The organism is Ensifer sp. GW101-20A05 (assembly GCF_059424735.1).
This window is the reverse complement of the sequence record NZ_JBWKZT010000002.1, coordinates 690996-716109: the sequence shown is the minus strand read 5'-3', so window position 1 is coordinate 716109 and position 25114 is coordinate 690996. Positions and strand designations below refer to the sequence as shown.

The following is a 25114-nucleotide window of genomic DNA, read 5'->3' as shown; positions in this document are numbered from 1 at the left end:
GGAGTGTTGCCCTCTTAGGACCCGCCAATCACTTTGGTGAAAACAAAAATACGATGTCCTTGGGAGGAACCATGCAAAACTTGACCCGCACCGCACTGCGCTCCATGTTTGCGGCATCGCTCGCCGCTATCGCGGTCTCAACGACCGCCCAGGCGCAGGACAAGCTGTTCATCTACAACTTCTCCGACTACTTCGCCGAAGACACGGTCTCGAACTTCCAGGCCCGCACCGGTGTCGAAACGCGGGTCGACTTCTACGATTCGCTCGAAGTGCTCGAAACCCGGCTGCTCGCCGGCGGCAGCGGCTTCGACGTCGCCTTTCCAAGCGCCACGGTCGGTGAACGCCTCATTCAATCCGGCGCGCTGAAGCCGATCGACGTCACGGCGCTCAAGAACTACGGCAATCTCGACAAGGACCTGCTGAAGCTCGTCGCCGAGCATGACCCGGAGAACAAGTATCTGGTTCCTTACATGTGGCTGACGACGGGCGTCGCCTACAACGCCAAGCTCGTCGGCGAGCGCCTTCCCGATGCGCCGACGAACAGCCTCGACATGTTCTTCAAACCCGAGGTCGCCCAGAAATTCCAGGATTGCGGCATCGGCATCGTCGATGCGCCGAACGAAGTGATCCCGATCGCGCTCAACTATCTCGGCCTCGACCCATACTCCACCAAACAGGACGACCTCGACAAGGCGAAGGAGCTGCTGCTGAAGCTGCGTCCATTCATTCGCCATATGCAGAGCGGCCAGCTTGTGGCCGACATGGCGTCGGGCCAGCTCTGCCTGGCGCTGATGTGGAGCGGCGACGCCGGCATTGCCGCGGCCCGCGCCGAAGAAGCCGAGACCGGCGTCAAGGTCGACTATTCGATCCCGAAGGAAGGAACGATCATCTCCTTCGACACGATGGCGATCCCTACCGATGCGCCGGATCCGGAGCAGGCGCTCTCCTTCATCGACTATATCCTCGAGCCGAAGACGGTTGCTGCGATCAGCAACCACGTCTTCTACGCTAACGCCAATGCCGCGGCGACCGCCGAGGTCGATGCCGGGATCCGCGACAACCCGAACATCTATCCTCCTGCCGAAGTCCGCTCCAAGCTCTTCGTCGACAAGTCGCTGCCACCGCGCCAGACGCGCGAGCGCACCCGCGTCTGGTCGGCTTTCAGGGCCGGCCAATAGCGCGCACCGTCAACAGCAGGACCAGACCCCGTGCAATCCTATATTTCGATCGAGAACCTGGCGAAGTCCTATGGCGTCGTCACGGCCGTCAACAACATCAGCCTGGGCATCGAGAAGGGCGAGTTCTTCTCGCTTCTTGGCCCCTCGGGCTGCGGAAAGTCGACGCTGCTCCGGATGATCGCCGGCTTCGAGACGCCGACATCCGGCGCCATCAAACTGGAAGGGGCCGATGTCACCGACGTGCCGGCGCATAAACGCCCGACCAACATGATGTTCCAGTCCTATGCGCTGTTCCCGCATCTGACGGTCGGCAAAAACATCGCCTTCGGATTGCAGCAGGATGGTCTTGCCAAGAGCGAGATCAGGAAGCGTATCGACGAGGTGGCGGAGAAGCTGCAGCTGACGGCGCTGCTCGACCGCAAGCCGGCGCAGCTTTCCGGCGGCCAGCGTCAGCGCGTGGCGCTCGCCCGTGCGCTGGTCAAACGGCCGAAGGTTCTGCTGCTCGACGAGCCGCTCGGGGCGCTCGACAAAAACCTGCGCACCGAAACGCAACTCGAACTCGTTCGCCTGCAACGGGAGCTCGGCCTCACCTTCATCATCGTCACCCACGATCAGCACGAGGCGATGACGGTCTCCACCCGCATCGCCATCATGAAGCAGGGGCAGGTGCTGCAGGTCGGCTCGCCTTCGGAAGTCTACGAAACGCCGCAGTCCCGCTATGTCGCCAAGTTCCTTGGCGAAACGAACGTGTTTGCCGGTAGCCGAGCGGATCGCAGTGGCAGCGAGCTGCAGATCGACAGCGACGAAGCCGGCGGCCGACTGCATGCGGCCTTTACCGACCGCGTCGCGCTCGATGCGCCGTTCTGGGTCTCGGTCCGCCCCGAGCGGGTGGAACTCGCGACTTCGGGCAGTGGTCTCGAAGGCACGGTTGAACAGCTCACCTATACCGGTGTCGAGCGGCACTACCGCGTCCGGCTGAAGTCTGGTGCGACGCTCGACGCACGCCGGGTCAATCTCGGAGCCGAGAGCGATCTCGGCGTCGGCGATCGGGTGTTTGCGAGCTGGTCGCCGCAGGCAAGCCGGCTCTTGGCCGAATAGGAGGTTCCCATGCTCACGGCAGCGACACCTTCCACAAAGACGAACTGGGGCAAGCGTCTTCTGATCGCCATCCCCTATGCCTGGCTTCTGGTGCTCTTCCTGGCACCCTTCGCGCTGGTTGCGGGCATCAGCCTCTCGACCGTGCGGCTCGGCATGCCGCCCTTCGAGCCGCTGACGGCACGGGACGGCTCGATCCTGAACCTCCGCCTCAACTTCGAGAACTTCCTCTATGTTCTCACCGACGACACCTATCTTCTGGCCTATCTGACGAGCCTCAAGGTTGCGGCGATTTCGACCGCCGCCATGCTCTTCATCGCCTATCCGCTCGCCTATGGCATTGCGTCCTGTTCGCCATCCTCCCGCTCTCTCCTGGTCTTCCTGGTGATCGTTCCGTTCTGGAGCTCGATGCTGATCCGAGTCTATTCCTGGATGAGCATCCTCAGGAACGACGGTCTCCTGAACGCGTTGCTTTTGAAGGTCGGCCTGATCAGCGAACCGCTGCGCATCCTCAACACCGAGACGGCGATCTATATCGGCATCATCTACACCTACCTGCCCTTCATGGTGCTTCCGATCTACTCAACTTTGAGCAGCGCGGACCGCACCCTGATCGAGGCGGCGCGCGATCTCGGCTGCTCCCGCATCTCGGCCTTCTGGCGGGTCACCTTCCCCTTGAGCCTGCCCGGTGTCTTGGCCGGCTGCGCGCTGGTCTTCATCCCCGTCGTCGGCGAGTTCGTCATCCCGGATCTCTTAGGTGGCGCCGATACCCAGATGATCGGCCGCGCCATCTGGCTCGAATTCTTCAACAATCGCGACTGGCCGATGGCCGCCGCCGTGACGATCGTGCTGCTCGCGCTGCTGGTCGTGCCGATCGTCTATTTCCAATCGCGCCAGTCGCGCGAACGAACCTGAGGAGCTGGCCATGACAAAACCAAGCTGGTTCAATCGGCTGTCGATCCTGTTCGGCCTCGCCTTCCTCTATCTGCCGATCGTCGTTCTCGTCATCTACAGCTTCAACGGCTCGAAGCTCGTGACGGTCTGGGGCGGCTTCTCGACTCAATGGTATGCAACCGTTCTCAACAACCCCTCGATCATTGAAGGTGCGAAAGTCAGCTTCCTGGTCGCTGCGGTCTCGGCAACGGCAGCAACCATTCTCGGGACGCTCGCGGCCGTTGTGATGGTGCGGCTGCGTCGTTTCCGCGGCCGGGCACTGTTCAACGGCATGCTGCTTGCGCCCATGGTCATGCCGGAAGTGGTGATGGCCGTCTCGATGCTCTTGATGTTCGTAACGCTCGGGATTGATCGCGGGCCGCTCACCATCACGCTGGCGCACACGACCTTCACGCTCTGCTTTGCGACCGTCGTGCTGCAATCGCGGCTGGTCGAGCTCGACCCGTCGCTGGAAGAAGCGGCCCGCGATCTCGGCTGCCCGCCGGCCAAAGCATTCGTCAGCGTTGCCTTACCGAACATGGTCCCGGCAATCGTCTCCGCCTGGCTACTGTCCTTCACCCTGTCGCTGGATGATCTGGTCATCTCAAGCTTCACGACCGGCCCGGGCGCATCGACCCTGCCGATGAAGATCTATTCGCAAATCAAGTTCGGCGTGACGCCGGAAATCAATGCGATCTCGACGATCATTCTCGGCATCGTGGTTTTGGGACTGGTGGCCGCACAACTGGTCTCGCGACGCTCGGAACAGCGAGCCACCACAGCCTGACCAGAAAGGGCAATTCCAGGAAACGTCTCTCCTGGAATTGCGCCGTTTCAACGCCTTGGATCAGTGTGGCAGAAGCGCGCCACCCGGCGCGAGATAGGTCGCCAGCGGATCTTCGAAGGCATTGCTCGCCGACGATACCGCATCGATGAATAGCGAGAACAGCGCGGTTTGCGAGCTGATGTCGAGCTTGGCATAGAGGTTGCGGCGGTGCAGCTTGACGGTCGCCGGTGAGATGCCGAGCTTTTCAGCGGCCCCCTTGACCGAATATCCGCGCAGGATCATCTGCGCGACCTGGCATTCGCGATCGGTGAGCAGGCTGCGGCCAAAGTTCCGGATTGCCTGCGCCAATGCGCTCTGGAGCGGCGAGCCGTCATCGCCGAGGCTCTCGGGCCTGAGGTCGCGATAATGCCGGAGCACGGCCATGCTGAGCAGCGGCGCCGCGCTCTGCAGGAAATCCTGGTCTTCTCCGCTGAAGGCCGCGTGGGAGTGGCGTCGCGCCAGCGAGATCGCGATCTTCGTGTCGGCATCGATTCCGATGAAGACGTTGAATTCGTCGTGCAGGCCCGAGTGGCGGTAGTAGTCGCGGTAATATTGCGACCGGTCGAAGGACGGATCGATCTGCCTCAGGCGATAAAGACCATCGTCGCCGTTGTCGAACGCCAGCCGGTAGAACGGGTCGAGCCGATACGGGCCCTGCAGGTAGGCTCGAATATCGGACAGGCCCCTGTCCGTACGCCAGTCGTTGAACAGGATCTTCGGCGCTGCGTTTCGCCGATACAGGAGCATCAGACCGGCATCGATTGCGATGTGTCGCTTGAGCGACTGCGCCAGACGATCCTGGAAATCCGAACGGCCGACCCCCTCCATCAGAGATAGCGCCAGATCACCCACACCGGGCACCCGCTGCGTCGCCGCGCAGACTTTGACGATCGTATCGTTGTTCATGTTGTTCTCCTCCAGGCGCAGATTAGGCGAAGGTTTAGTGCGTCGCAAGTAACGGATTTTCACTACGGGAAATCCAAAACTATCATTTGAGCAACCAAAACAACGACATCGGCAGCGAAAGCCAGGCTCCGCAAGGGCTGACGCCGCCCCTGAGCCGGGCTCTCGTCCTCCAAACCTAGCCCTAAGGCGTATTCCGGACATTGACCCGGGCGCCTAGAAAAATGGGGCAAGCCCCATAGTAGATCGGCGGCACGCAAGACGGCATGTGACTGTCGAGACGACACGTTGGTCTCAGGAACCAGGCTGCTTTGCGCGAAAATAAAGCAACGAAACCTTGAAGGGCGGCCGATGTACTTGCCGCTCGTCTTTCTGAACTGGAGTGAACATGTCGAAGGTCATCAAACTCGGGCGCAACGGTGTCGGCCTGCGCGAGCTTGAAAAATGCAGCGTCGTCCCGCCGGAGGCGATCCTGTCCGGTTTTGCAGACGAACTCGGCGATGTTCATTTCGAAAGCCCCGACAAAGCCGTCGTGATCGGCACCTGGCAGTCGACGCCCTACGCGGAAATGCTCTCCTACCCCGATGGCAGCGAATACAGTGTGATCCTCTCGGGCAAGGTCGCAATCACCAACCCGGACGGTTCCATCGAGACCTTCGAGGCCGGCGAAAGCTATGTCCTGCCTGCCGGCGTCGAGGTGCGTTTCGAAGTGCTCGAGACGATGCGCAAGGTCTACGTCCTCTACACCGCACCAGCCGCGAAGTGATGTGAGGCGTCTCCATGACCAAGGTAAGAAGCAAAGCCCTTGCAGATGTGACGATGACGCCCTTCTGGCTCGACCGGCCGGACGCGCCCGAGCCGCGAGAGCGACTGACGCGCCATCTGAAGGCTGACCTGCTCGTCGTCGGCGGCGGCTTTACCGGGTTGTGGGGAGCCATCCAGGCGAAACAGCGCCAGCCCGAAATCGACGTCGTGCTGATCGAAAAGGGTTCGGTCGCCAACGGCGCTTCGGGCCGGCCGGGCGGCGTCGTCTCGACGTCGGTCATGCACGGACTTTCGAATGCCGTGCGCATCTTCCCCAAGGACATCGCCGCGCTCGAGCGGCTTGGCCAGGAAAACATGCACGGCTTCCTGCAGACCCTCGAGGAACACGCCGTCGACTGTCACGCCGAATGGGGTGGAGAGCTGACAGTAGCCGTCGACGATGCCCATATCGAAGCGCTGCACGAAGAGCACGAACTCCATCTCAAATATGGCCACCAGGCCGTCTTCCTCGACCAGGGCGCCGTCCGCAGCGAAATCAATTCGCCACGCTACAAGGCCGGTGTCTGGTCGAAGCACATCTGCGGCACGGTGCATCCGGCGCTGCTTGCCTTCGGGCTGAAGCGGGTTGCGCTCACCCTCGGCGTTGAGATCTTCGAGAACACCGAACTGACCGGCCTTGAAGATCTTGGCGACCGGATGAAGGCTACGACGCCTTCGGGCAGCGTCACCGCGCCCAAGGTTCTTCTCGCCACCAATGCCTTTGCCTCGGGCCACAAAAAGATCAAGCACCGGGTCGTCGCCGTTCGCGACCGGGTGCTGGCAACGGAGCCCCTGTCAGCAGAGCGTATGGCGTCGATCGGCTGGAGCCACCGTCAGGGCGTCTACGACACCCGCACGCAGATGAACTACATGCGGCTCACCAAGGACAACCGGATCATCTTCGGCGGTCGTCTGGCTTACGCCTTTGCCGGCAACCCCTTCCCTTCGGTCGACAAGGAACTCGAAACCTACAAGCCCTTGGCATCCGCCTTCTTCGACACGTTCCCGCAGCTCGAAGGCCTGCGCTTCACCCATGCCTGGAGCGGGCCGATCGATCTCAGTACCCGCATGGCGGTGCACTTCCAGCGCTACTACGGCGAGAAGGTCGTCTATGCAGGCGGCTATTCCGGTTTCGGCGTTTCGGCCTCCCGCTTCGGCGCGCGTATCGCGCTCGACATTCTCGACGGTTCGAAGACGCCGGAGAGCCGGCTGGATTTCGCCACCAGCCTGCCGAACGCTATTCCGCCGGAACCGTTCCGCTGGCTCGGTGCGCAGGTCACCATGTATGCGCTCGATACGGCGGACAAGTCCGGCGGCTGGCGCAAGCCCTGGCTGAAAATGGTTTCGGCGATGGGTTTCCCTCTAAGCTGACGCCTCTCGCCAAAAGGCACCTATCGTTTGACAAAGGCAGAGCCGAGATACCGGCCCTGCCTTTGTTTTCGCGAGCTGGCACTGGGCCGGTCAGGATTGAAGGGCTTATCGACCTGCACGCAAACGAGACGCGCCTCGTCCGGTCTGCGAAACGCCGAATTCACTAACGAGCAGCTTCACGAAAAACGGGATCAGACCCGACTTTGCACGCGTCTTGTCGAAGGCCGCCTGGAACGGCGCCTTGTAGCTGAAGAGATCCGGGCGGATCGGCCGCAGCAAACCCTCGTTCACATAACGGCTGGCGAAATGGTCGGGCAGATAGCCGAGGTAGCGACCGGAGAGGATCAGCCGCGCCTCTGCTTCCATGTCGCTGACCGTCGCGCGCGGATTGGCGATCGAGAAAATCTTGAGGTCACGGGCGTTCCAGTAGGAGCGGCCGATCAGATTGTAGGACCGGATATCGTCGATCTCGATCTCGCTGTCGTCACGGGAAAACAACGGGTGCTCCGCGCCGCAATAGAAGCGTTGCGTCTCCTCGTAGAGATCGACATATTCCAGCCCCAGCGTCGTGCGCGGAAAACTGGCGATCGCGATGTGGAGCTCTCCTGTTATCACATCGCGCAGCAGTTCATGCGGCGGCCGCGTGACGATCGAAAGCGCCACTTCCGGTGCCTCGTCCGTCATCCGGGCAAAGACGCGGTTGAGACGGGAAGACGGGTCAGACAGCGTGTTGTCGATGAGGCCGACGGAGAGCGTACCGTTCAACTGATGCTGCAACCCCTTCATGCGGATGTCGAACTGGTCGATCGAGCCGAAGAGGCGCTTGGCCTCCTCGTAGACGGCGCGCCCTTCTTCCGTGAGGCGAAAGCCGGACCGGCCGCGCTGGCAGAGCGTTAGGCCGAGCCGGCTCTCCAGCGCGGAGATATGGTTGGAAATCGTCGAGAGCGAGAGATTGAGCTCTCCCTGCGCAGCCGCAAAACCGCCCGCCTCCACGATCGTGACGTAGATGCGCAGCAGCCTCACATCCAACGAGTCCAAAGCCATGCAAGGTCCGCCCTTACCTTGATAAAGATCCAAGTGAAGCGCGATTATTATGCATTTTCATGCACTAAGCTAGGGCAGGCGTGAACGAAATCCAGTCCGTTTATGTGGCCGGCCGTACGTCCTCGTCCGAGAGGAACCTCGCGTATTTGAGCATGTAGTCTGCGGCATCGCGGATATCGTGGGCAACGGCCTCGCGTGCCCGCTGCGGGTCTTTCGCCTCGAGAGCCGCTACGATCTTGTCGTGAAAATCGACGTCCAGCACTTCGGTCGCGGTAAACGGCGTTCCCTCGACGAGCTTGCGCAAAAACGGTCCCGCCTGGAGCCAGAGCATTTCGATGATGTAGATCAGGTGCTCGTTGCCGCAGTGGCGGTAGATCGAGAACTTGAAGTCGAAGTTCGCCTGCAGATAGCGGTCGATGTCACCCGCCTTCGCCGCTGCAGTACGCTGATTGCAGTGGTGGCGCACGGTGCGCAGGTTGTTGCCGTTGAGGCGGCTCGCCGCGAGTTCCGTTGCCGTGCCTTCGATGGCGATGCGCGCCTCCGTCAGGCTGACGAAGGATTTGACGGTCAAGAGCGGCACCTCGACGCTGCCGTTCGGCAGAAGTTCGAGGCCCTTCAATGCCTGCAGCCGCTGAAAGGCGGTGCGCACCGGCATCGGGCTCGTCCCGAACTGCTCGGCAACCTTGCGATAGGTGAGCTTCTGGCCCGGTTCGAAATGCCCGGCCATCAACGCCTGCACGATCTGCTGATAGACCTGCTCATACATCGGAACCGGTGTTTCGATGCTGGTGATTTTTGGTGTCTTCTTCGTCGCCATGCTCGAAACCTGGGGCTGCATTGGGAGCGCAGCGCTAAAAGAGAGAGTTTATCTTGGTAGGAGATTCCGCGACATCAGCGCAAGACCTTCCGGATGCTCGAGGCGCGTCAGAGCAGCTTTCCCAAAGCCTTCATGAACGCGATGTTGTCGTAGTCAAATGCCTCCATCACCGGATCCGGCTGGCACGACATTCTGACAACGACCAGTTCGTTTTTGGGATCAACGAAGAGCCATTGGCCATGGATGCCGATGCCGCAGAAGCTGCCCTCGCCGGTCTGATACCATTTGTTGCGGTAGCGCCCCTTCGGGAACAGCGGCGCAAAATCGCTGCGTTGCCACGCCTCATGGCTGCCCTTGGTGAGCGTGTCTTCGACCCAGCTTTCCGAAACGACGCGCCGACCGCGCGCCATGCCGCCGTTGCGCATCATCTCGCCGACGCGCGCAAGATCCCGTGGCGTCAGGGATATTCCAGCCGAAGCGCGACTGGTTCCCTCGCGATCGACCGTGATCGCGATTTCGCCGGTGGTGCCAAGCGGCGTCCAAAGCTTTTCCCGCATCAGATCGGCGATGCGCCTGCCGGACACGCGCTCGAGCAGGATGCCGAGCAGGTCGGTGTTGGGCGAGCGATAGCGGAAAACCTCGCCGTGCGGCGTCGGCAGCCGCTTCAGCGTGCAGAGGAATTCGAACAGCCCCTCGTCGCCGCCACCAGGGTTCCAGAGCATCGCGCGCCTGTAGCGGCCGAAAGCGCTTTCCGGATCGAGATAGGCTTCCTCGATGTCAAGACTGACCGTCATGTCGAGCACATGCCGGACGGTGGCATCCGCATAGGCCGAGCCCGCGGTTTCCGGAAGGTAGTCGATAATGGGTGCGTTCGGGTCCAGCAGGCCCTCGTCCTCAAGGATGCCGGCGACGATCGCGACCATCGACTTGCTGATGGAAAAGGCGATGTGCTTCTCGCCGAAGTTCATGGTCGGCGCCACCCAGTCGCCGATGAATTTGCCGCGCTTCATGATCGTCAGCGCGTCCGCATAGGAGCCGTCAAGAAAGTCGCCGATCCGCTTCTCGCCACTTGGCAGCGACACCGTCTCCGAAAGCAGCCACGACAAATCACGCAGCTCTTCCGTGGGAGCGGTAGAGGCGGCCACGACCGGGGCGCTCGGCACCAGCTCGCCGACGTTCTGGAACGCCCAACGGCTGAAGGGCGCCGTGCGCCAATTGGCGAGCGTTACCTGGTCGCGGCGGAAGCCGTATCTTTCGCTGAACGCGGTCTTGCCGGTCATGGATATGTCCTTTCTTGAATGGATCGACGCAGCGCACGGCACCTGCACCGGACGAACCGTCAGGCGGGAGCGATGGCGGCGCTGGCGAGCAGCGCCGGCGACAGGGCCGCCGGCACTGAAATCAGAGGCTGAAGCGCGCCTACTTGCGAAGATCGGTCCAGATCCGCTTGTAGAGGTCTTGCGCCTCCGGCGAGCAGAGGCGCTGCAATTGCCCACCTTCCCGGCGCTCCGCCGGGATCACGATTTCCGGCGCGTTCTTCATGGTGTCGGGCATGAACTTTTCGGAGCCTGCGATGCCGTTGGCATAGCCATGGAAGGCCGAGTTCATCGCGGCGTTCTCGGGATCCATGACGAAGTTGATGAACAGCTTGGCGTTGTCGACGTTTTTGGCGTCCTTCAGCACCGCCGCGTTGTCACTCCAGACACCGTAGCCTTCCCTGGGGTAGTGGAAGCTGATCGCCGGGTTTTTCATCCGCGCGCGGAAGCCGGCGCCGTTCCAGGCAAGGGTGGCCTTGAAGTCGCCGGCCGCCATTTTCTCGATGGTGTTGTATTCCATGGCGATCCAGTCCGCCTTGGCATTGACAAGCACATCGCGGACCTTCTTCAGCACCGCCTTGTCGGCCGTGCACTGTTCGCCGCCGACATACTGGATGGCGGCAGCCATCACGTCGTTCAGCTCCGGCACGACATTGACCTTGCCCTTCAGTTCTTCCGGCGGATTGAAGACGATGCTCCAGCTGTCGGCATCGCCCTTGTAGGCGTCACCATTGACCACGACGCCGGTGGTGCCGACGGCCCACGGAACCGTATATTTACGGCCGGGGTCGAAGTCGGCATTCACCCATTCGGGCGCAACGTTCTTGAAGTTCTCCATCTGGCCTGGGTCGAGCTCCATCAAGAGCCCTTCCTTCACCCAGATCGGCACATAGACCTGGTTGACGACGACGACGTCATAGCCGGAGCCGCCCTGCCTTGCCTTGGCAAGCGCGGTGTCACTCGAGTCATAGTCGGTGACGGTGACCTTGACGTCGAACGCCTGCTCGAACTTCTTGACCATCTCCGGGCTGGTGTAGTTGCCCCAGTTGTAGATGTTCAGTTCGCCTTCGGCATGCGCAATGCCCGTCGAGGCGATGAGTGCGGCAAGCAGAAGGGTCATGCGGTTTGCACGTATCATTTGGTTCCTCCCATTTTGATCAGGTGCGTTTTCGGCTGACGACGAAAAACAGCGTGACGATGACGACCGACAGCAGCAGGAAGGCCGTCGAAATCGCATTCATTTCAGGCGTGATGCCGCGGCGGATCTGGCCGAGCATGTAGGTGGGCAGCGTGTCCTGGCCGCCGGACTTCACGAATTCGGTGATGACGACGTCGTCGAGCGAGAGCACGAAGGCGAGCATGAAGGCGCCGAGGATGCCCGGCCAGAGCAGGGGCAGCGTCACCCGGCGGAACGTGTAGAGCGGCTTGGCGTAGAGATCGGCCGCCGCCCGCTCGAGGCTCAGATCCATGTTCTCGAGCCGGGCACGGATCGGCAGATAGGCAAAGGGGATGCAGAACGCCGTATGTGCGGCGATCAGGTAGCCGAGCCCGGAATAGCCGGTGACGGCCTTCAGTTGCGCGACGATGATGAGCAACGCAACCGCCGTGACGATTTCCGGAACCATCAGAGGCTGGTTGATGAAGGCATAGATGAAGGTCTGACCCCGGTAGCGCCGCGTCCGCGTCGTCGCCAGCGCCGCCATGGTGGCGAAGACGGTGGCCAAAGTCGCCGCGACAGTCGCGATCTGGAAGGAGCGGACCGACGCGTCGATGACGTCGCTGTTCGTCAGGGCGACCTCAAACCAGTGCAGCGAGAAGCCACCCCAGGCCGCCACCGAAGGCGCGCTGTTGAAGGCGTAGACCACCAAGGTGACGACCGGCAGGTAGAGCAGCGCAAAGCAGGCGATTGCAATGGCCGTGAAGCCGGGCTGATGGCGGACGGAAAAGCCCTTACGCATGGCGTTCATCCTTCGCCGAGTTATTGCGCGCGTAGACGAGCAGCGCCGCCATCACGATGATCATCACGGTAATCGAAAGCGCCGAGCCGAGCGGCCAGTTCCGCCCCTGGCCGAACTGCAGTTCGATCAGGTTGGAGAACATCATGTTCTTGCCGCCGCCGAGAACGCTCGGCGAAACGAAGGCGCCGATCGCCGGGATGAAGACGAGGATCGAGCCGGCGATGATGCCCGGCTTGGCGAGCGGCAGGATGATCTTGCGCAACACGCGCCAGCGTGTGGCGTAGAGATCGTAGCCCGCTTCGACCAGGCGGAAATCGAGCCGCTCGAGGCTGGCATAGATCGGCAGCACCATCAGCGGCAGGTAGACATAGACCATGCCGATCAGGATGGCCGTGTCGGTGAAGAGGATCTGGATGGGTTCCTGGATCATGCCGAGCTTGATCAGAGCCGTATTCAGGATGCCTTCGTTGCGGATGATCTGCAGGATCGCGAGCGTCCGGATCAGAAGGTTGGTCCAGAACGGAATGGTGATCAGGAACTGCCAGAGATCGCGGCTTCGCTCGTTGCGCGTCGCCATGAAATAGGCGGTCGGAAAGCCGAAGAAGAGCGTTGCCACCGTCGTGATCAAGGCGAGCTTCACCGAGCGCCAGAAGATATCGACATGGGCGGTCGCGAGCGACAACGTGTCATCGAAGATGTCGCGCTCGAAGAACACGCCGATCCAGGCGTCGGGTGAGAACTGCCATTTGACGTCGCCGTAATCGCCCGGCGTCAGGAACGAATAGGCGAGCACGATGAACAGCGGGCCGATGGCCGCGAGAAAGATCGTCAGCAATGCGGGCGAGGCAAGAAGCCAGCGTCTGCGCGCGTCGACGGCTTCCAGTTTCGTCGTGAGATCGTTGGCGCTGGTCATGGGTCTCAAGCCCTCACGACCTGTGCTGCTCCCTCGGCAATCGCCACGGCCACCGCTTGGCCCGCCTCGACAGCGCTGCCTGAAACGGAACCGTTCTGTTGCCGCACCGTAAAGGCTTCTCCACCACTCAGGCGCAGATGGAGATGCGTATCGGTGCCGAAATAAACGACCTTCTCGACTATGCCCCTAAGATCACCTGAGCCTTCGACGACGCTGGCGTGCTCGGGCCGGACGATGAAGGTCACGTCGCCGGATGCCGGCGCGTCCGACGCAGCGTTGACGACGACCGATTGGCCGGATTTCAACGTAACCTTTGCCTTACCGTTGGCGACACCGTGAAGCGCTCCGGTGAGGAAGTTCGTCTCGCCGATGAAGCTTGCGACGAAGCGATCCGCCGGCCTGTTGTAGATCTCGCGCGGGGTGCCGATCTGCAGGATGCGACCGGCCGACATCACCGCGATGCGATCGGACATGGTCAGCGCCTCCTCCTGGTCGTGGGTGACAAAGATGAAGGTGATGCCGGTCTCGTACTGCAACCGCTTCAACTCGGACTGCATCTCCTTGCGCAGCTTGTAGTCCAGCGCCGATAGCGGCTCGTCGAGCAGCAGCACCTTCGGCTGCGGCGCCAGCGCCCTTGCCAGCGCGACACGCTGCTGCTGGCCGCCCGACATCTGGTTTGTGCGGCGCCCGGCCAGATGCTCCAGTTGCACGAGCCGCAGCATTTCCGCCACCCGCGCCTTGACCTCGGTGCGGGGCTTGCCGAGCGCTTCCAGGCCGAAAGCCACGTTCTCGGCCACCGTCATATGCGGAAACAGCGCATAGTTCTGGAAGACGGTGTTTACCGGCCGCTGGAATGGCGGCAGGCTGGTGATATCCGAACCATTGAGCAGGATTTCGCCGCTCGTCGGATAGTCGAAACCGGCGATCATGCGCAGCAGCGTCGTCTTGCCGCAGCCGGATGGACCGAGAAGCGTGAAGAACTCGTTTTCCCGAACCGAGACGGTTGCGTTGTCGAGCGCGACGAAGGCGCTCTCCCCCGCCCCGTAGGCTTTGCGTAGGGCGCGGATATCGACCGCACAGTCATCGGATATCGTGGTGTTTTTCATGTTTCCTCCCGACGAAGTCGAGCGCTCGCCGCAGCATGGCGATGCCGCAACCACGTCCGTCCTCCGACATTTTTTTGGAACGTATAGTGTGATCTCAGATCACGCAATAGGAATTATATTTGCGAGTGCTGAATTTTGGTTGCGAAGCGAAACAAGAGACGATTTATGATTTAAAATCAATATTATGGAGCAACACGCCATAAGCACGCGACTGCGTGAAAAGATCCGTAATCGACACCGAAAGGCCCCGAAAACTCGTTTTCGTGGGAGCCGGTAATCGGATCAGAAAAGGGAGGCGGCGTGGCCGGAAGGAAGGGCAGGCTCCCTCAAAACACGGCATGGACCGGCACCGTTCATGCCAAATCGGCCGGCGCCACAGGCACCGGCCGATAGTGATCTAGATTACCGGAAGACAGGCAGTTGTCGCTTCCCGTAGGCGATCGACAATGGCAATGGGTTCCTCCGCTCGAGACTTACGGCTGGCGATAGACCTCGCTTCCGGCGAGATAGGTCGCCTCAACCTTGCGCTCCCGGATGGAACGATCGAGCGGATCCGGTAGCGTGCCGTCGATCACCACGAAATCCGCCCATTTGCCGACACTGATCGAGCCGATCTGAGCGCCCCAGGGCGTCATGTCGGCACCGGCTTGCGTGAGGCCGTGCAGCGCCTGGTCGAAGCTGACAGCCTGTTCCGGGTGCCACGGACCATCACCGAGCCCGAACGGGCTCTCGCGGAAGACGGCGTCGTTGATCTGGGTCAGAGGGCTCAAGGGCGAGGTCGGCCAGTCCGAGCCGAACACCAGCGGCACACCGGCGTCGAGCATCGAATGCCAGACATAGGCCCGCGGCTCGCGTTCGGTACCGATGCGCTCGGTGATGTATTTGCCGATCGTGCCGGTCGCATGGTTCGGCTGCATCGAGGCAACGACGCCCAGCTCCTTGAAGCGCTGGATGTCCTTGGTCTCGACGACCTCGATATGTTCGATGCGGTTCGGCTGCGGTCGCGGCACGGAGGCTTCGGCAAAGGCATCGAGCACGAGGCTGACGCCACCGTCGCCGATCGCATGCACCGCCGTCGGGAAGCCGTTTTCGTTGGAGGCCTTGATCGCGGCTGCAAGCTGCTCCTTGGTTTCGAACGGCTTGCCCTTCCAGCCGTGCTGGTCGGAATAGTCCTCATGCATGTAGGCGGTACGCGTCGAGAGCACGCCGTCGATCACCGACTTGGTGTAACCGAGCTTGAGCATCGGCCCCTTCTTCTCCTGCTCGCCGGAATCCGCGGCGACCTTGTCGACCTCGTCGCGATCCTTCACGGCGGCGGCGATCTTCTTCGGGTCACCCTCGAAGAAGCCGTACCAGACGCGAAGCGGCATCTTCTTTTCGGCGAGGATCGCGGCATAGTCGTGCACGGCGGCGAGATCGGACATGTCGTTGACGCCGGTGATGCCGAGGCTGTTGGCAAATTTCATCGTCTGCAGCAGGGCCCCGCGCCGTTCCGCATCGGCGACCGCCGGCCGATGTTTCTCGACGAGGTCGCCAGCGCTCTCGAGCAGAATGCCGCTCGGCTCGCCCTTGTCGTTGAGCACGACTTCGCCGCCCTCCTCGACCTTGGACGTCGCGGTCACGCCGCCCACTTCGAGCGCCTTGGAATTGACCCAGTAGGAATGGAAATCGATGTCGCGCAGGATGACGACGCGATCCGGCACCACGGCATCGAGATCCTCCTTGGTCGGTAGCTTGCCTTCGCCGAGCGTGTAATCCCAACCGCCGCCCATCAGCCAGACGCCCTTGGGCAGGCGCGCATCGGCTTCCTTGATCTTTTCGAGCCAGGTCTTCTTGTCCGGAATGTAGGAGAGATCGACACCGGTCACCATGTCCATGCCGGACGTGAGATGCGTATGGCCGTCGATGAAGCCCGGGGTGACGGTCTTGCCGCCGGCGTCAATCACCTTTGTTTCGGCGTCGGCCAGCCCCTTGATCTCGTCATTGCTGCCGATCGCAGTGAACTTGCCGTTCTCGACCGCGAAGGCCTGAGCCTTGGGCGTACTCTGATCGACCGTGCGCACGTCGCCGTTCAGCACGATCAGATCCGGCGCCGCCCAAACCGGCTGCGCTGCGCAAACCATGATCGCCAGGACCGAGGTCGCGCTCAGCGCCCGGGTTACTGCTGCCAATGTCATGAAATTCTCCTCCCGCGACTGCATCCCTCCACCCCCGGCGAGCCGCGCGACACCGGCGTTGAATGGATGATGCTGCAAGTCGGGAAGGCAGCGATATACTCCCTCGGGCTAGGTTTGCCGTTCGTCCATCTCCGCCCGATAGGTTTCGGCATCGAATTGTTCGTTGACGTCGGGCCGACCGCCTGGTGTCAGGTCGAGCAGGGTCCACATCGGTTCGACAGTGCCGAGATGCCGCGGATCCTGCCCGGGATCGGCTGGCTCGAACAACAGTTCGGAAGCCCAACTCAGACTGATCAGCCCGTCGTCATCCTTGTGGAATATGGTCAGGATCGGCACCTGCTGCCCATCCTCGCTCTCACCGTGATAGTCGCGCTTGAAGCTGTTGTTGGCGGCCGAAAGCAGCTTCAAATCCCGCCAGCCGCGGTCGGCAGCGAAGGCGGAAACCCTTTCGATCGGCGCCTTCGCGACGGCGGCGATGTTGACGCCGAAGCCTTCGACATGCCGCACAGCGCCCTCCCAATTGTCGAGCAGGGCGGTACAGGAGGGGCACGGCCCATCCTCCAGAGCACAACCTGCGATCGGGCCGCTCCGCGGTCCGGCGCGCCTATCGGAGCGATGGCGCGGAAACATGTAGTGATAGAGGATCAGGGTGTTGGTGCCCGGTCGAAACAGCTCGGAGAGCCGAACCTTGGCCGCAGAGCCCGTCTCATCAATATGGTCGAATTCATAATCCTCAAGGACATGCCCGCCCGGCGGGAGTGCACGGATTTCCGCGGCGACGCTTTCCATTTCGCGCCTGAGTGCTGCCTCCCGTTGCAACAACCTGTTGCGCGCATCGCGGTAGCTGGGGCTTTCGTTCGGAAAGGTCACGCTCATGGATACCTCCATCAAAGCGGATGCGCAGGCATCATAACATAGTCCGTTGCGCGCCGGGTCGCACCTGACGTGAGTCACCCACTCCGAGCGCACCTTGCGAAGAGGCACACGATCGCTCCTACGGCGCTGCAGGCGCCGATCGTTTGACCACGCTCTTTTCGAAAACGACATCGCCCGTGGGCGATACGTTGAAGCGATAGGCCTCGTTCATGAACCTCTTGCCGGAATGGGTAAAGGCGAGAACCCGCTCGCCGTCGGTCCGCACATGCGAAATCCCGAAATTCGTGCGCTCGAACGCGAAGACTTTCTTGCTGGCGTCAGTCGGATCCTGCACGTAACCCAGCGTTTTGAAGAATGCGGCCAGCTCCGTGCAGAAAATGATCGCCGGCGTGGTGCGCGCAGCTTTCCCAAGCGCCGCCATCAGCGTTGCGCGAGGGTGGATGTATTCCTTGGCTTCACTCTCATCTCCCGATGAAATCAGCGAAACGACGGCGCCGATTTCCTTGAGAAATTCCATGTCGAAATCGGCAGAGCCATGATGAGGCGCCTTGAGGATTTCCGATCGCAGGGCGGCCGACGGCAAGGCCTCGCGCAAGCGCTGGCTTGCTTCCTGGTTCATGTCCCCGGTGAACATGAACCGCACATTGCCGAACCGCAGCCGAAAATTGATGGAGTGGCCGTTGATCGTGTGCGACGCAGAATAGGCGCCCTGGCCGCTCGCCGCCACAGTGCCGAGCATCAAGTTGGCGTCGTCGGGCGGCGACCGCAGAAAGCGCAACGCAGGCTGGCCGCCGACAGTCTCGACGATTGGCCCGAGAATATCGACGGCGATCGACTCATCCTGAAGAAAGTCGAAGGCGCCGGCGGAAAGGTGGTCGATCCGTCGACGCTCGATGCCGTTGCCGGTAACCGTCTGAACCCGCCCCTCCCAGGCGGCAAGCGTGTCGACCCATTTGTTGAAGGGACGATTCCTCTCTTCGCGCGGCACGGCCGCCTGGTCGTCGACGAGGCCGACGATGAATACACGCTCGTCCACCGCTACGGTCTGCCCGAGCAGCTCAGTATCCTTGCGCCGTTTCTGATTGCCGTCTTCGCTCGGCCGTTTGACGATACCGTTGTGATAAACCCGCCTCGGCGCGATGAAGATCCGCTTGCTCGGGCGGCTGTCGGCCTCCGACTTACGCAGTTCCACCAACCCCTCGAAATGGTCGGCATCCCCATGGGTGATCAGGATCAGATCGACCACCAGTGGATCGGTGTCGCTCGTATTCGGGAAGCGGGCGTTGGCGTGACGGGCAAAGAGCTGGTTGTCACCGCCATCGATGAAAATCACCTTGCCTTCAGGGGTCTCCAGAATGAGACCATCGCCCTGTTGCACGTCCACCATCGACAGCCGCAGCAAGCCCGTGTCGCGCAGCCTGGTCTCGGCCCGGATGAAGCCTTCGTCGATTTTTCCGCGTGCGCCGAGGATTTCGACACGCATACGACTGCCTTCGGTCGAGAGCACGTTGCAGCGGTCGCCCCAGTAATACTGCCCTTGACTGCCATCGGCACGGCGGAGATTTACGACGTCATCATCAAGATATCGCATGAGCGCCCCCGTCATTGGACAGGGACAGCTTATGGTAGCATTTTGTCATATTCAATCGACAACTCGATCGGTTTCGCGCCAAATCCGGTGGTCGAAGGTCGCCATAACTGGCTGCCCGATTTCACCTCAACCGACCCCCTCCGACGATCATGTCCTGTCGCCGGCATTAAAGACGGGAGGTGAGGGAAGCTTCCGGCTGGCGCCCTGGCTTCCCTGGGGTGAGGCCGATCTAGCTCAGCTAAAGAGCGCCTTCAGTCGCGGCCAGAGGCCGATGGCCGAGCGAACCCGCCGGGCGGCATAGGCAGCACGTACCGAGCTGCCGAAATTGCAATCGCAGACGATGTCGTGCAGTTGGTGGTCCGATATTTCAAAGAACCGTTTTGCTTCGCCGTAGCTGTCATCGGCAAGGCCCACGAGCCGCAATTGCGGATCCTCGAATGCGACGGTCATGGGGGAACCGTTGACCTGCATGGCTTGCCGAACGGCAGCGGTCGCACGTTCGGTACCGGAAAGCGTGCCCAGCCGGCGATCGGGATTGCTTTCCAAGAGTTCGGCCCAACGTTGGAGCCGTTCCGTTCTCGTCATGACGGGAGCGGGACGGATTTCGGCGAGCGCTTGCAATTGTTCAATCGATTGATGCTTCATAGTCGTCTCTCCTGGTCCGAAGATGCGACCTCGGTGTGCGCCCCTCCACACGCAGGTCGCCGCTTCACCAACTCGCCAGCGGGAACCACAGTTCCCTTGCCAATAAAAAAAATATCGTCGACGCGTACCTCCGCGCGAAGCGCGGCTTTGCCCTCAACTTTCGCTGGCAAAAGTGCCCGAATTCTTCGCCCTCACCCGGCGAAACTACGCGCGGCAGGTGCCGAAAACAGCGGGCGCTCATTTTCAATATCCGTCCCCCTCAGCAGCGGGTATTCTTTCCTTCAACCGATCGGGAACGATTTTGCCGGATCCGCATCAAACGGTGGTTTGGAGGTGGATGATGAAGGATGTTCTCTTGCAAACAACACCGCTCGCGCTCGACCCCGATCATTTGACGGACCACGATCTCGCCCAGGGTGCGCTCGCCAATGATCCCGAAGCGTTCCGCACCATCATGCGCCGGTATAATCAGCGGCTCTTCCGCATCGCACGCGCCGTGGTGCGCAACGACAGCGTCGCCGAGGATGTGGTGCAGGAGGCCTATCTTCGCGCCTTCGAACACTTGGAAACGTTTCGCGGCGACGCCAGCCTCGCCACCTGGCTTCATCGCGTGGTGCTCAATGAGGCGCTCGGACGTCTGCGAAAGTCGTCCACCCGACGAGAAGTTCCGCTGGCAACCGAGCAGGCGAGCGCCGACATCGTGCCTTTTCCCAATGCGGCAAGCTCGGAGGATCCGGAGCGAGCCCTTGCCCAACGGCAGATTCTGCGCCTGGTGGAAGAGGCGACGGACGCTTTGCCGGAAGCGTTTCGCCTGGTCTTCACCGCGCGCGTCATTGAAGCCATGAGCGTCGAGGAAACCGCCGCCCTGCTTGGCATCAAGCCGGAGACGGTCAGAAGCCGCCTGCACCGCGCCCGCCAGCTCCTGCGCCAGCATATCGACCGCAAGATCGGACCCGTTCTGATGAATGCGTTCCCCTTTGCCGGTCGCCGCTGCGAACGGCTGACGGCGGCCGTCATGAGCCGGCTCGGGTTCGTCGGGTGAAATTTTCGGGAACCTTCGTCCGTGGCGCGCATCCAATGGGTGTCATCCACAGAGACCGGCGGCAACGCTCCGCCGGAGAGGAGTTCCCGATGTATGCCCGCCTGACCTCCGCCCTCGCCCTCGCCTGCCTCATCAGTGGCGCCAGCCTTGCGGCGGGCAGCGGGATCACCGATCCCCAGATCGCCCATATTGCCTACACCGCCGGCGTCATCGACATCGAGGCGGCCAAGCAGGCTCTCAAGATTTCCAAGGACAAGGACGTCATCGCCTTCGCCAACGACATGCTGCGTGACCACGAGGCTGTGAACAAACAGGCCCTCGATCTCGTCAAGAAGCTCAACGTGAAGCCCGAGGACAACGACATCAGCCGCGCGCTGACGAAGGCCGCCACGCAAGAGCGCGAAAAGCTGGCGAAACTGAGCGGCACCGACTTCGACAAGGCCTATGTTGCCAACGAGGTTGCCTACCACAAGCAGGTCAACGGCGCGCTCGAAACCCTGCTGATCCCGTCAGCGAAGAACGCCGAACTCAAGGATCTGCTGGAGACCGGCCTCAAGCTGTTTCAGGGCCACCAGCAACATGCCGAGCATGTCGCTGCCATGATGAAGTAGGTTGCGCCGTGATCTCGAAACTGAGCCTTGGTGCTCTTTGCGGTCTGGTCCTGATTCTGGCCGGACCGCCGGTGCGGGCCGAAACCATCCGGGTCACGGTCGAAAAGCTCGTCTTTTCGCCCGCCGAGATCAGCGCTGTCGTCGGCGACGTGATCGAATGGCAGAACAAGGACGTCATGGCGCACACGGCAACGGCCAAGGACGGTTTCGACGTGGTGATCCCACCCGGAAAAACGGCGACGCTCACCGTCACCAGGGCCGGCACTTTCGACTATTACTGCCGCTTTCACCCGAACATGAAGGCGCGCCTGCAAGTGCGGTGAAAGCGGAAGACCGCTCTTTTACGGTTGGGATGAGGGGCCCCCACTCCCGACCACGACGGCGGCGCAACATCATCAGAGCGCGTCGCCGTTCACGGTGAAGTCACCGAACGCCGTCTGTATCCAAAGCCGGAATCATGCGATGAAGCCGTCGGTTTCATTCGACAGGCGGCACGAGCATGAAGAAGATCGGTTTTCTTTCCTTCGGACACTGGACACCTTCGCCCCAGTCGCAGACGCGATCCGCGGCCGACGCATTGCTGCAGTCGATCGATCTCGCCGTCGCGGCCGAGGAACTGGGCGCTGACGGCGCCTATTTCCGCGTCCATCACTTCGCCCGCCAACTCGCCTCGCCGTTCCCGCTGCTGGCGGCGGTCGGCGCCAAGACCAGCCGGATCGAGATCGGCACCGCCGTCATCGACATGCGCTACGAAAACCCGCTCTACATGGCCGAGGATGCGGGTGCCGCCGACCTCATCGCCGGCGGACGCCTGCAGCTTGGCATCAGCCGCGGCTCGCCGGAACAGGTAATCGACGGCTGGCGCCACTTCGGCTACCAGCCGGCCGAAGGCGAAACAGAAAGCGACATGGCAAGACGGCATGCAGAGGTTCTGCTCGACGTCCTGCGCGGCGAAGGTTTCGCTGCGCCCAACCCGCGGCCGATGTTCCCCAATCCTCCCGGCCTGCTGCGCGTCGAACCACACTCCGCAGGGCTTAGGGAGCGCATCTGGTGGGGCGCCAGCTCAAACGCCACCGCTGTCTGGGCTGCGAAACTCGGCATGAACCTGCAGAGCTCGACGCTGAAGGACGATGAGACCGGCCTGCCGTTCCATGTCCAGCAGGCGGACCAGATTCGCGCCTACCGGGAAGCGTGGAAGGCGGCTGGTCACACGCGCGAGCCGCGCGTTTCGGTCAGCCGCAGCATCTTCGCGCTAGTGGATGATCGCGACCGCGTCTACTTCGGCGGCGGAAACCAGCACGAGGACAAGATCGGTTTCATCGACGACAAGACGCGGGCGATCTTCGGGCGCAGCTACGCCGCCGAACCGCATGTTCTCATAGAGCAATTGGCCAAGGACGAAGCGATAGCGGAAGCCGACACGCTGCTGTTGACCGTTCCGAACCAGCTCGGCGTCGACTACAACGCCCATGTGATCGAGGCGATCCTGAAGCACGTCGCACCCGCTCTCGGCTGGCGCTAGGGCCGGCAGCCCGCCTCGGCGGAAGCAGGCAGGATTGTCGCGATTGGAGCTCCGATTGCCGACGATCGAGCCCATAAGCATTCCCTCATAGACATTTCCGGCGGACGTCCTACAATTCCGTGCACCCCATTCTGCGGAAGGGCGCGATATGGCTGAAGAACGCGCTCAACGGCGTCTCGCCGCTATCGTGGCTGCCGATGTCGTCGGTTACAGCCGCCTCGTCGAACTGGACGAAGGCGGTACACTTGCGGCGTTGAAAGAACGCCGTAAGCAGATTCTCGATCCCCTTGTCCGCGAGCACAACGGCCGCATCGTCAAGACGATGGGCGATGGTGTGCTGGTGGAGTTTGCCAGTGCCGTGAATGCAGTCAGCTGTGCGATCGACATTCAGAAGGGCATGGCAACAGCCAATCAGGGCCTTGCCGACGACCGCCGAATTCTTCTGCGCGTCGGCATCAATCTCGGCGATGTCGTCGTCGAAAGCGGCGATCTCTACGGCGACGGCGTCATTGTCGCCGCGCGGCTTCAGACCATGGCTGGTCCCGGCGAAATCTACGTCTCCGGCAACATTTACGACCAGGTGCGGCGGCGCCTCTTTTGCGATTTCGACGCGCTTGGCCCCCACGCGATCAAGAACATAGTCGAGCCGGTTTCTCTTTATCGCATCAGCACGGCGACCTTGAGCCAAGGCAGCGGCGCCAGGGCCTCCTTGCCGTTGCCCATCAAGCCCTCCATCGCCGTCCTTCCCTTCACCAATATGAGCAACGAGCCGGAGCAGGAGGTCTTCGTCGACGGCTTGACCGAAGACCTGATCACCGACCTCTCCAGGGCCGGCGGGCTGTTCGTCATCGCCAGCAATTCGGTTTTCGCCTACAAGGGCCGGCATGAGGATGTGCGCCGCATCGCGCGCGAACTCGGCGTTCGCTACGTGCTGGAAGGCAGTGCCCGACGGGCGGCCGGGCGTGTTCGCATCAACGCCCAACTGATCGACGCCTTGCAGGGCGATCACCTGTGGGCGGAGAGGTTTGATCGCAGCCTGGAGGATATGTTCGCCGTTCAGGACGAAGTGACGAGCAGGATCGTCGAGGCCCTGGTCGGGCGCCTAACTGACGCACCGGCCCGGAACCGCCCATCGAACCTGAAAGCCTATGACTATTGCGTCCGGGCGCGCACGCTCGGTCTGCAGACCGCAGGGGCAGCCAGAGAGGCGATCTTTCTTCTCGAGCGGGCGCTCGCATTCGATCAGGACTATGCTGAGGCGCACCGGCTCCTGGCACTGAACCTCTGGCTGAGCTGGGAATTCTGGGACCAGCCGATCGTTCCCTATCGGCAACGCGCCGTCAGCGAGGCGCAGAATGCGGTAGCGCTCGACCCCAACGACGCCGGGAACCGCTGGGTCCTGGGCATCATTCTCGGTCACGAGTGCCGCTGGGAGGAATCCGACGCCGAATTCGACCTGGCGCTGACGCTTGATCCGAACCATGCCGACGCCTGGGCGATGCGCTCCGACCTTATCGTCCTTTGTGGTCGACCGGCACAAGCGATCGAACACGTTCACAAAGCGCTCCGACTCAACCCGCATCCGCCGGGCTGGTACTACTGGATGCTTGGGCAAGCGCAATACGCCATTCGCGACTACGAGGCCGCGGTCCAGACCTTGCGCCACCCGGAAACCTACCGGGCGACATCGCGCCGCCTGCTTGCTGCCAGTCTGGCGCGGCTCGGTCGCCTGGACGAGGCACGGACCGAAGCGCAATTGTTTTTGATGAACAATCCGAACTTCACGATCGGCCAATGGGCCGCATCGCAACCGTTCCGGGACGAGACGATGCGGCAGCACTTCGTGGAAGGCTACCGCCTGCTGGACCTGCCCGAATAGGCGGCCCCATTCGGGAGACGCGCCAACCGACAGACGCGTGAGATCGCTATACCACGCGTCGCCTCTAAGCATTGTCGGTTGGATCCGCGGCAGCGGGCTTAAGGAACCTGTGGCGGATGCGCGACACCGAGATAGTAGTCGCCCTCGCCGCCGCTCTGATACTCACCCGTGTAGCGCTGGCGGGCGTCGCCCAATGTGCGTGCCGGCGGGCGATAGACGTAGCCTGGCGCTGGATCCATATAGATACTGCCTGTTGGCATCGGATCGACATAGACCGCCCCTGGCGCCGGCTCCACATAGACAGGCCCAGGTGCGGGCTCGAGATAATACGGACCCGTCGACATCAACCTATTCTGGGTGCCTGGCGGATTGTGCGGATCGATACCAGTATAAAAGCCGTTGGCCAGCACCGGACCAGCTGCCCCACTCAAGGCAAAGACGATTGCGGCGAATGACATCCTCTTGGAAACTCTCATAGCGTTGCTCCTGTCTCGGCTTCGCATCCGG

Annotated in this window: 24 protein-coding genes; 11 read left to right on the top strand and 13 right to left on the bottom strand. The window is 61.8% G+C overall.

Translation table 11 applies throughout. The features are described 5' to 3' along the window. Positions 1 to 71 precede the first annotated feature (71 nt). Genes AC070A_RS08400 through AC070A_RS08385 form a run of 4 tightly spaced genes read left to right on the top strand, consistent with a single transcriptional unit; the run spans position 72 to position 3993 of the window. Complete coding sequence (locus AC070A_RS08400) at positions 72 to 1178, top strand: extracellular solute-binding protein (RefSeq protein WP_492383818.1); 1107 nt, start codon at positions 72 to 74, stop codon at positions 1176 to 1178. Positions 1179 to 1208: 30 nt separating this feature from the next. Beyond that, on the top strand, positions 1209 to 2276 hold the full coding sequence (locus AC070A_RS08395; RefSeq protein ID WP_057255394.1) for an ABC transporter ATP-binding protein: 1068 nt from the start codon (positions 1209 to 1211) through the stop codon (positions 2274 to 2276). Between the two features lie 9 nt (positions 2277 to 2285). Next, on the top strand, positions 2286 to 3188 hold the full coding sequence (locus AC070A_RS08390; protein WP_492383817.1) for an ABC transporter permease subunit: 903 nt from the start codon (positions 2286 to 2288) through the stop codon (positions 3186 to 3188). A 10-nt stretch (positions 3189 to 3198) separates the two neighbouring features. Continuing rightward, positions 3199 to 3993 carry an ABC transporter permease gene (locus AC070A_RS08385; RefSeq protein ID WP_057255392.1) on the top strand — a complete coding sequence of 265 codons (795 nt, stop codon included), beginning with the start codon at positions 3199 to 3201 and terminating at the stop codon, positions 3991 to 3993. A 60-nt stretch (positions 3994 to 4053) separates the two neighbouring features. Here AC070A_RS08385 and AC070A_RS08380 read toward each other — a convergent pair whose 3' ends face one another. Then, entirely contained in the window at positions 4054 to 4938 is an 885-nt protein-coding gene (locus AC070A_RS08380; protein ID WP_492383816.1) for a helix-turn-helix transcriptional regulator, read from the bottom strand. 385 nt (positions 4939 to 5323) lie between these two features. Here AC070A_RS08380 and AC070A_RS08375 point away from each other — a divergent pair, with 385 nt between their 5' ends. Both AC070A_RS08375 and AC070A_RS08370 read left to right on the top strand, forming a co-directional pair. Continuing rightward, complete coding sequence (locus tag AC070A_RS08375) at positions 5324 to 5701, top strand: cupin domain-containing protein (protein ID WP_057255390.1); 378 nt, start codon at positions 5324 to 5326, stop codon at positions 5699 to 5701. Positions 5702 to 5715: 14 nt separating this feature from the next. After that, positions 5716 to 7110, top strand: a complete 1395-nt coding sequence (locus tag AC070A_RS08370) for an NAD(P)/FAD-dependent oxidoreductase (RefSeq protein WP_057255389.1) — start codon at positions 5716 to 5718, stop codon at positions 7108 to 7110. A gap of 105 nt (positions 7111 to 7215) precedes the next feature. Here the strand turns inward: AC070A_RS08370 and AC070A_RS08365 are convergent, their stop codons facing one another. The 11 genes from AC070A_RS08365 to AC070A_RS08315 form a co-directional block, all read right to left on the bottom strand. Further along, positions 7216 to 8154 carry a LysR family transcriptional regulator gene (locus AC070A_RS08365; protein ID WP_057255388.1) on the bottom strand — a complete coding sequence of 313 codons (939 nt, stop codon included), beginning with the start codon at positions 8152 to 8154 and terminating at the stop codon, positions 7216 to 7218. 100 nt (positions 8155 to 8254) lie between these two features. Further along, positions 8255 to 8971 (bottom strand): GntR family transcriptional regulator, encoded by a 717-nt coding sequence (locus AC070A_RS08360; RefSeq protein WP_057255550.1) that lies wholly within the window; start codon positions 8969 to 8971, stop codon positions 8255 to 8257. A 107-nt stretch (positions 8972 to 9078) separates the two neighbouring features. Continuing rightward, entirely contained in the window at positions 9079 to 10251 is a 1173-nt protein-coding gene (locus tag AC070A_RS08355; RefSeq protein WP_112996434.1) for a serine hydrolase domain-containing protein, read from the bottom strand. A gap of 139 nt (positions 10252 to 10390) precedes the next feature. After that, positions 10391 to 11425: an extracellular solute-binding protein gene (locus AC070A_RS08350; RefSeq protein WP_057255386.1), complete on the bottom strand. Its 1035-nt coding sequence runs from the start codon at positions 11423 to 11425 to the stop codon at positions 10391 to 10393. Between the two features lie 19 nt (positions 11426 to 11444). Then, positions 11445 to 12245 carry an ABC transporter permease gene (locus tag AC070A_RS08345; RefSeq protein ID WP_058330137.1) on the bottom strand — a complete coding sequence of 267 codons (801 nt, stop codon included), beginning with the start codon at positions 12243 to 12245 and terminating at the stop codon, positions 11445 to 11447. Continuing rightward, on the bottom strand, positions 12238 to 13158 hold the full coding sequence (locus tag AC070A_RS08340; RefSeq protein ID WP_492383815.1) for an ABC transporter permease: 921 nt from the start codon (positions 13156 to 13158) through the stop codon (positions 12238 to 12240). Before AC070A_RS08340 ends, AC070A_RS08345 begins: the two co-directional genes overlap by 8 nt. Positions 13159 to 13163: 5 nt before the next feature. After that, positions 13164 to 14264, bottom strand: a complete 1101-nt coding sequence (locus AC070A_RS08335) for an ABC transporter ATP-binding protein (protein WP_492383814.1) — start codon at positions 14262 to 14264, stop codon at positions 13164 to 13166. A 473-nt stretch (positions 14265 to 14737) separates the two neighbouring features. After that, on the bottom strand, positions 14738 to 16441 hold the full coding sequence (locus AC070A_RS08330) for an amidohydrolase (RefSeq protein ID WP_112996435.1): 1704 nt from the start codon (positions 16439 to 16441) through the stop codon (positions 14738 to 14740). 108 nt (positions 16442 to 16549) lie between these two features. Further along, the gene (locus AC070A_RS08325; protein WP_057255382.1) at positions 16550 to 17317 is read right to left on the bottom strand and encodes a DUF899 family protein; all 768 of its coding nucleotides are present in this window, start codon (positions 17315 to 17317) and stop codon (positions 16550 to 16552) included. Between the two features lie 118 nt (positions 17318 to 17435). Further along, positions 17436 to 18908, bottom strand: coding sequence for a ComEC/Rec2 family competence protein (locus AC070A_RS08320; protein ID WP_162728142.1), 1473 nt, complete (start codon positions 18906 to 18908; stop codon positions 17436 to 17438). A 234-nt stretch (positions 18909 to 19142) separates the two neighbouring features. Next, entirely contained in the window at positions 19143 to 19553 is a 411-nt protein-coding gene (locus AC070A_RS08315) for a hypothetical protein (protein ID WP_057255380.1), read from the bottom strand. 340 nt (positions 19554 to 19893) lie between these two features. Here AC070A_RS08315 and AC070A_RS08310 point away from each other — a divergent pair, with 340 nt between their 5' ends. From AC070A_RS08310 to AC070A_RS08290, 5 genes are all read left to right on the top strand, one after another. Next, positions 19894 to 20595, top strand: a complete 702-nt coding sequence (locus tag AC070A_RS08310) for an RNA polymerase sigma factor (RefSeq protein WP_112996437.1) — start codon at positions 19894 to 19896, stop codon at positions 20593 to 20595. An 89-nt stretch (positions 20596 to 20684) separates the two neighbouring features. Then, positions 20685 to 21206, top strand: a complete 522-nt coding sequence (locus tag AC070A_RS08305) for a DUF4142 domain-containing protein (RefSeq protein ID WP_492383813.1) — start codon at positions 20685 to 20687, stop codon at positions 21204 to 21206. An 8-nt stretch (positions 21207 to 21214) separates the two neighbouring features. Next, the gene (locus AC070A_RS08300; protein ID WP_057255377.1) at positions 21215 to 21529 is read left to right on the top strand and encodes a cupredoxin domain-containing protein; all 315 of its coding nucleotides are present in this window, start codon (positions 21215 to 21217) and stop codon (positions 21527 to 21529) included. 176 nt (positions 21530 to 21705) lie between these two features. Continuing rightward, positions 21706 to 22728 carry an LLM class flavin-dependent oxidoreductase gene (locus AC070A_RS08295; RefSeq protein ID WP_057255376.1) on the top strand — a complete coding sequence of 341 codons (1023 nt, stop codon included), beginning with the start codon at positions 21706 to 21708 and terminating at the stop codon, positions 22726 to 22728. 148 nt (positions 22729 to 22876) lie between these two features. After that, the gene (locus AC070A_RS08290) at positions 22877 to 24607 is read left to right on the top strand and encodes an adenylate/guanylate cyclase domain-containing protein (protein WP_057255375.1); all 1731 of its coding nucleotides are present in this window, start codon (positions 22877 to 22879) and stop codon (positions 24605 to 24607) included. Between the two features lie 98 nt (positions 24608 to 24705). On the opposite strand, the gene AC070A_RS08285 is transcribed toward AC070A_RS08290, so the two are convergent. Next, positions 24706 to 25083 (bottom strand): hypothetical protein, encoded by a 378-nt coding sequence (locus AC070A_RS08285; protein ID WP_057255374.1) that lies wholly within the window; start codon positions 25081 to 25083, stop codon positions 24706 to 24708. Positions 25084 to 25114 lie beyond the last annotated feature (31 nt).

What these genes read in the sequence shown, in the direction of transcription:
- AC070A_RS08340 (WP_492383815.1), bottom strand. Translation starts at nt 13,158, where the DNA reads ATGACCAGCGCCAACGATCTCACGACGAAACTGGAAGCCGTCGACGCG.
- AC070A_RS08390 (WP_492383817.1), top strand. Translation starts at nt 2,286, where the DNA reads ATGCTCACGGCAGCGACACCTTCCACAAAGACGAACTGGGGCAAGCGT.
- AC070A_RS08370 (WP_057255389.1), top strand. Translation starts at nt 5,716, where the DNA reads ATGACCAAGGTAAGAAGCAAAGCCCTTGCAGATGTGACGATGACGCCC.
- AC070A_RS08330 (WP_112996435.1), bottom strand. Translation starts at nt 16,441, where the DNA reads ATGACATTGGCAGCAGTAACCCGGGCGCTGAGCGCGACCTCGGTCCTG.
- AC070A_RS08355 (WP_112996434.1), bottom strand. Translation starts at nt 10,251, where the DNA reads ATGACCGGCAAGACCGCGTTCAGCGAAAGATACGGCTTCCGCCGCGAC.
- AC070A_RS08380 (WP_492383816.1), bottom strand. Translation starts at nt 4,938, where the DNA reads ATGAACAACGATACGATCGTCAAAGTCTGCGCGGCGACGCAGCGGGTG.
- AC070A_RS08400 (WP_492383818.1), top strand. Translation starts at nt 72, where the DNA reads ATGCAAAACTTGACCCGCACCGCACTGCGCTCCATGTTTGCGGCATCG.
- AC070A_RS08320 (WP_162728142.1), bottom strand. Translation starts at nt 18,908, where the DNA reads ATGCGATATCTTGATGATGACGTCGTAAATCTCCGCCGTGCCGATGGC.
- AC070A_RS08345 (WP_058330137.1), bottom strand. Translation starts at nt 12,245, where the DNA reads ATGCGTAAGGGCTTTTCCGTCCGCCATCAGCCCGGCTTCACGGCCATT.
- AC070A_RS08365 (WP_057255388.1), bottom strand. Translation starts at nt 8,154, where the DNA reads ATGGCTTTGGACTCGTTGGATGTGAGGCTGCTGCGCATCTACGTCACG.
- AC070A_RS08285 (WP_057255374.1), bottom strand. Translation starts at nt 25,083, where the DNA reads ATGAGAGTTTCCAAGAGGATGTCATTCGCCGCAATCGTCTTTGCCTTG.
- AC070A_RS08335 (WP_492383814.1), bottom strand. Translation starts at nt 14,264, where the DNA reads ATGAAAAACACCACGATATCCGATGACTGTGCGGTCGATATCCGCGCC.
- AC070A_RS08375 (WP_057255390.1), top strand. Translation starts at nt 5,324, where the DNA reads ATGTCGAAGGTCATCAAACTCGGGCGCAACGGTGTCGGCCTGCGCGAG.
- AC070A_RS08385 (WP_057255392.1), top strand. Translation starts at nt 3,199, where the DNA reads ATGACAAAACCAAGCTGGTTCAATCGGCTGTCGATCCTGTTCGGCCTC.
- AC070A_RS08350 (WP_057255386.1), bottom strand. Translation starts at nt 11,425, where the DNA reads ATGATACGTGCAAACCGCATGACCCTTCTGCTTGCCGCACTCATCGCC.
- AC070A_RS08305 (WP_492383813.1), top strand. Translation starts at nt 20,685, where the DNA reads ATGTATGCCCGCCTGACCTCCGCCCTCGCCCTCGCCTGCCTCATCAGT.
- AC070A_RS08295 (WP_057255376.1), top strand. Translation starts at nt 21,706, where the DNA reads ATGAAGAAGATCGGTTTTCTTTCCTTCGGACACTGGACACCTTCGCCC.
- AC070A_RS08290 (WP_057255375.1), top strand. Translation starts at nt 22,877, where the DNA reads ATGGCTGAAGAACGCGCTCAACGGCGTCTCGCCGCTATCGTGGCTGCC.
- AC070A_RS08325 (WP_057255382.1), bottom strand. Translation starts at nt 17,317, where the DNA reads ATGAGCGTGACCTTTCCGAACGAAAGCCCCAGCTACCGCGATGCGCGC.
- AC070A_RS08360 (WP_057255550.1), bottom strand. Translation starts at nt 8,971, where the DNA reads ATGGCGACGAAGAAGACACCAAAAATCACCAGCATCGAAACACCGGTT.
- AC070A_RS08315 (WP_057255380.1), bottom strand. Translation starts at nt 19,553, where the DNA reads ATGAAGCATCAATCGATTGAACAATTGCAAGCGCTCGCCGAAATCCGT.
- AC070A_RS08310 (WP_112996437.1), top strand. Translation starts at nt 19,894, where the DNA reads ATGAAGGATGTTCTCTTGCAAACAACACCGCTCGCGCTCGACCCCGAT.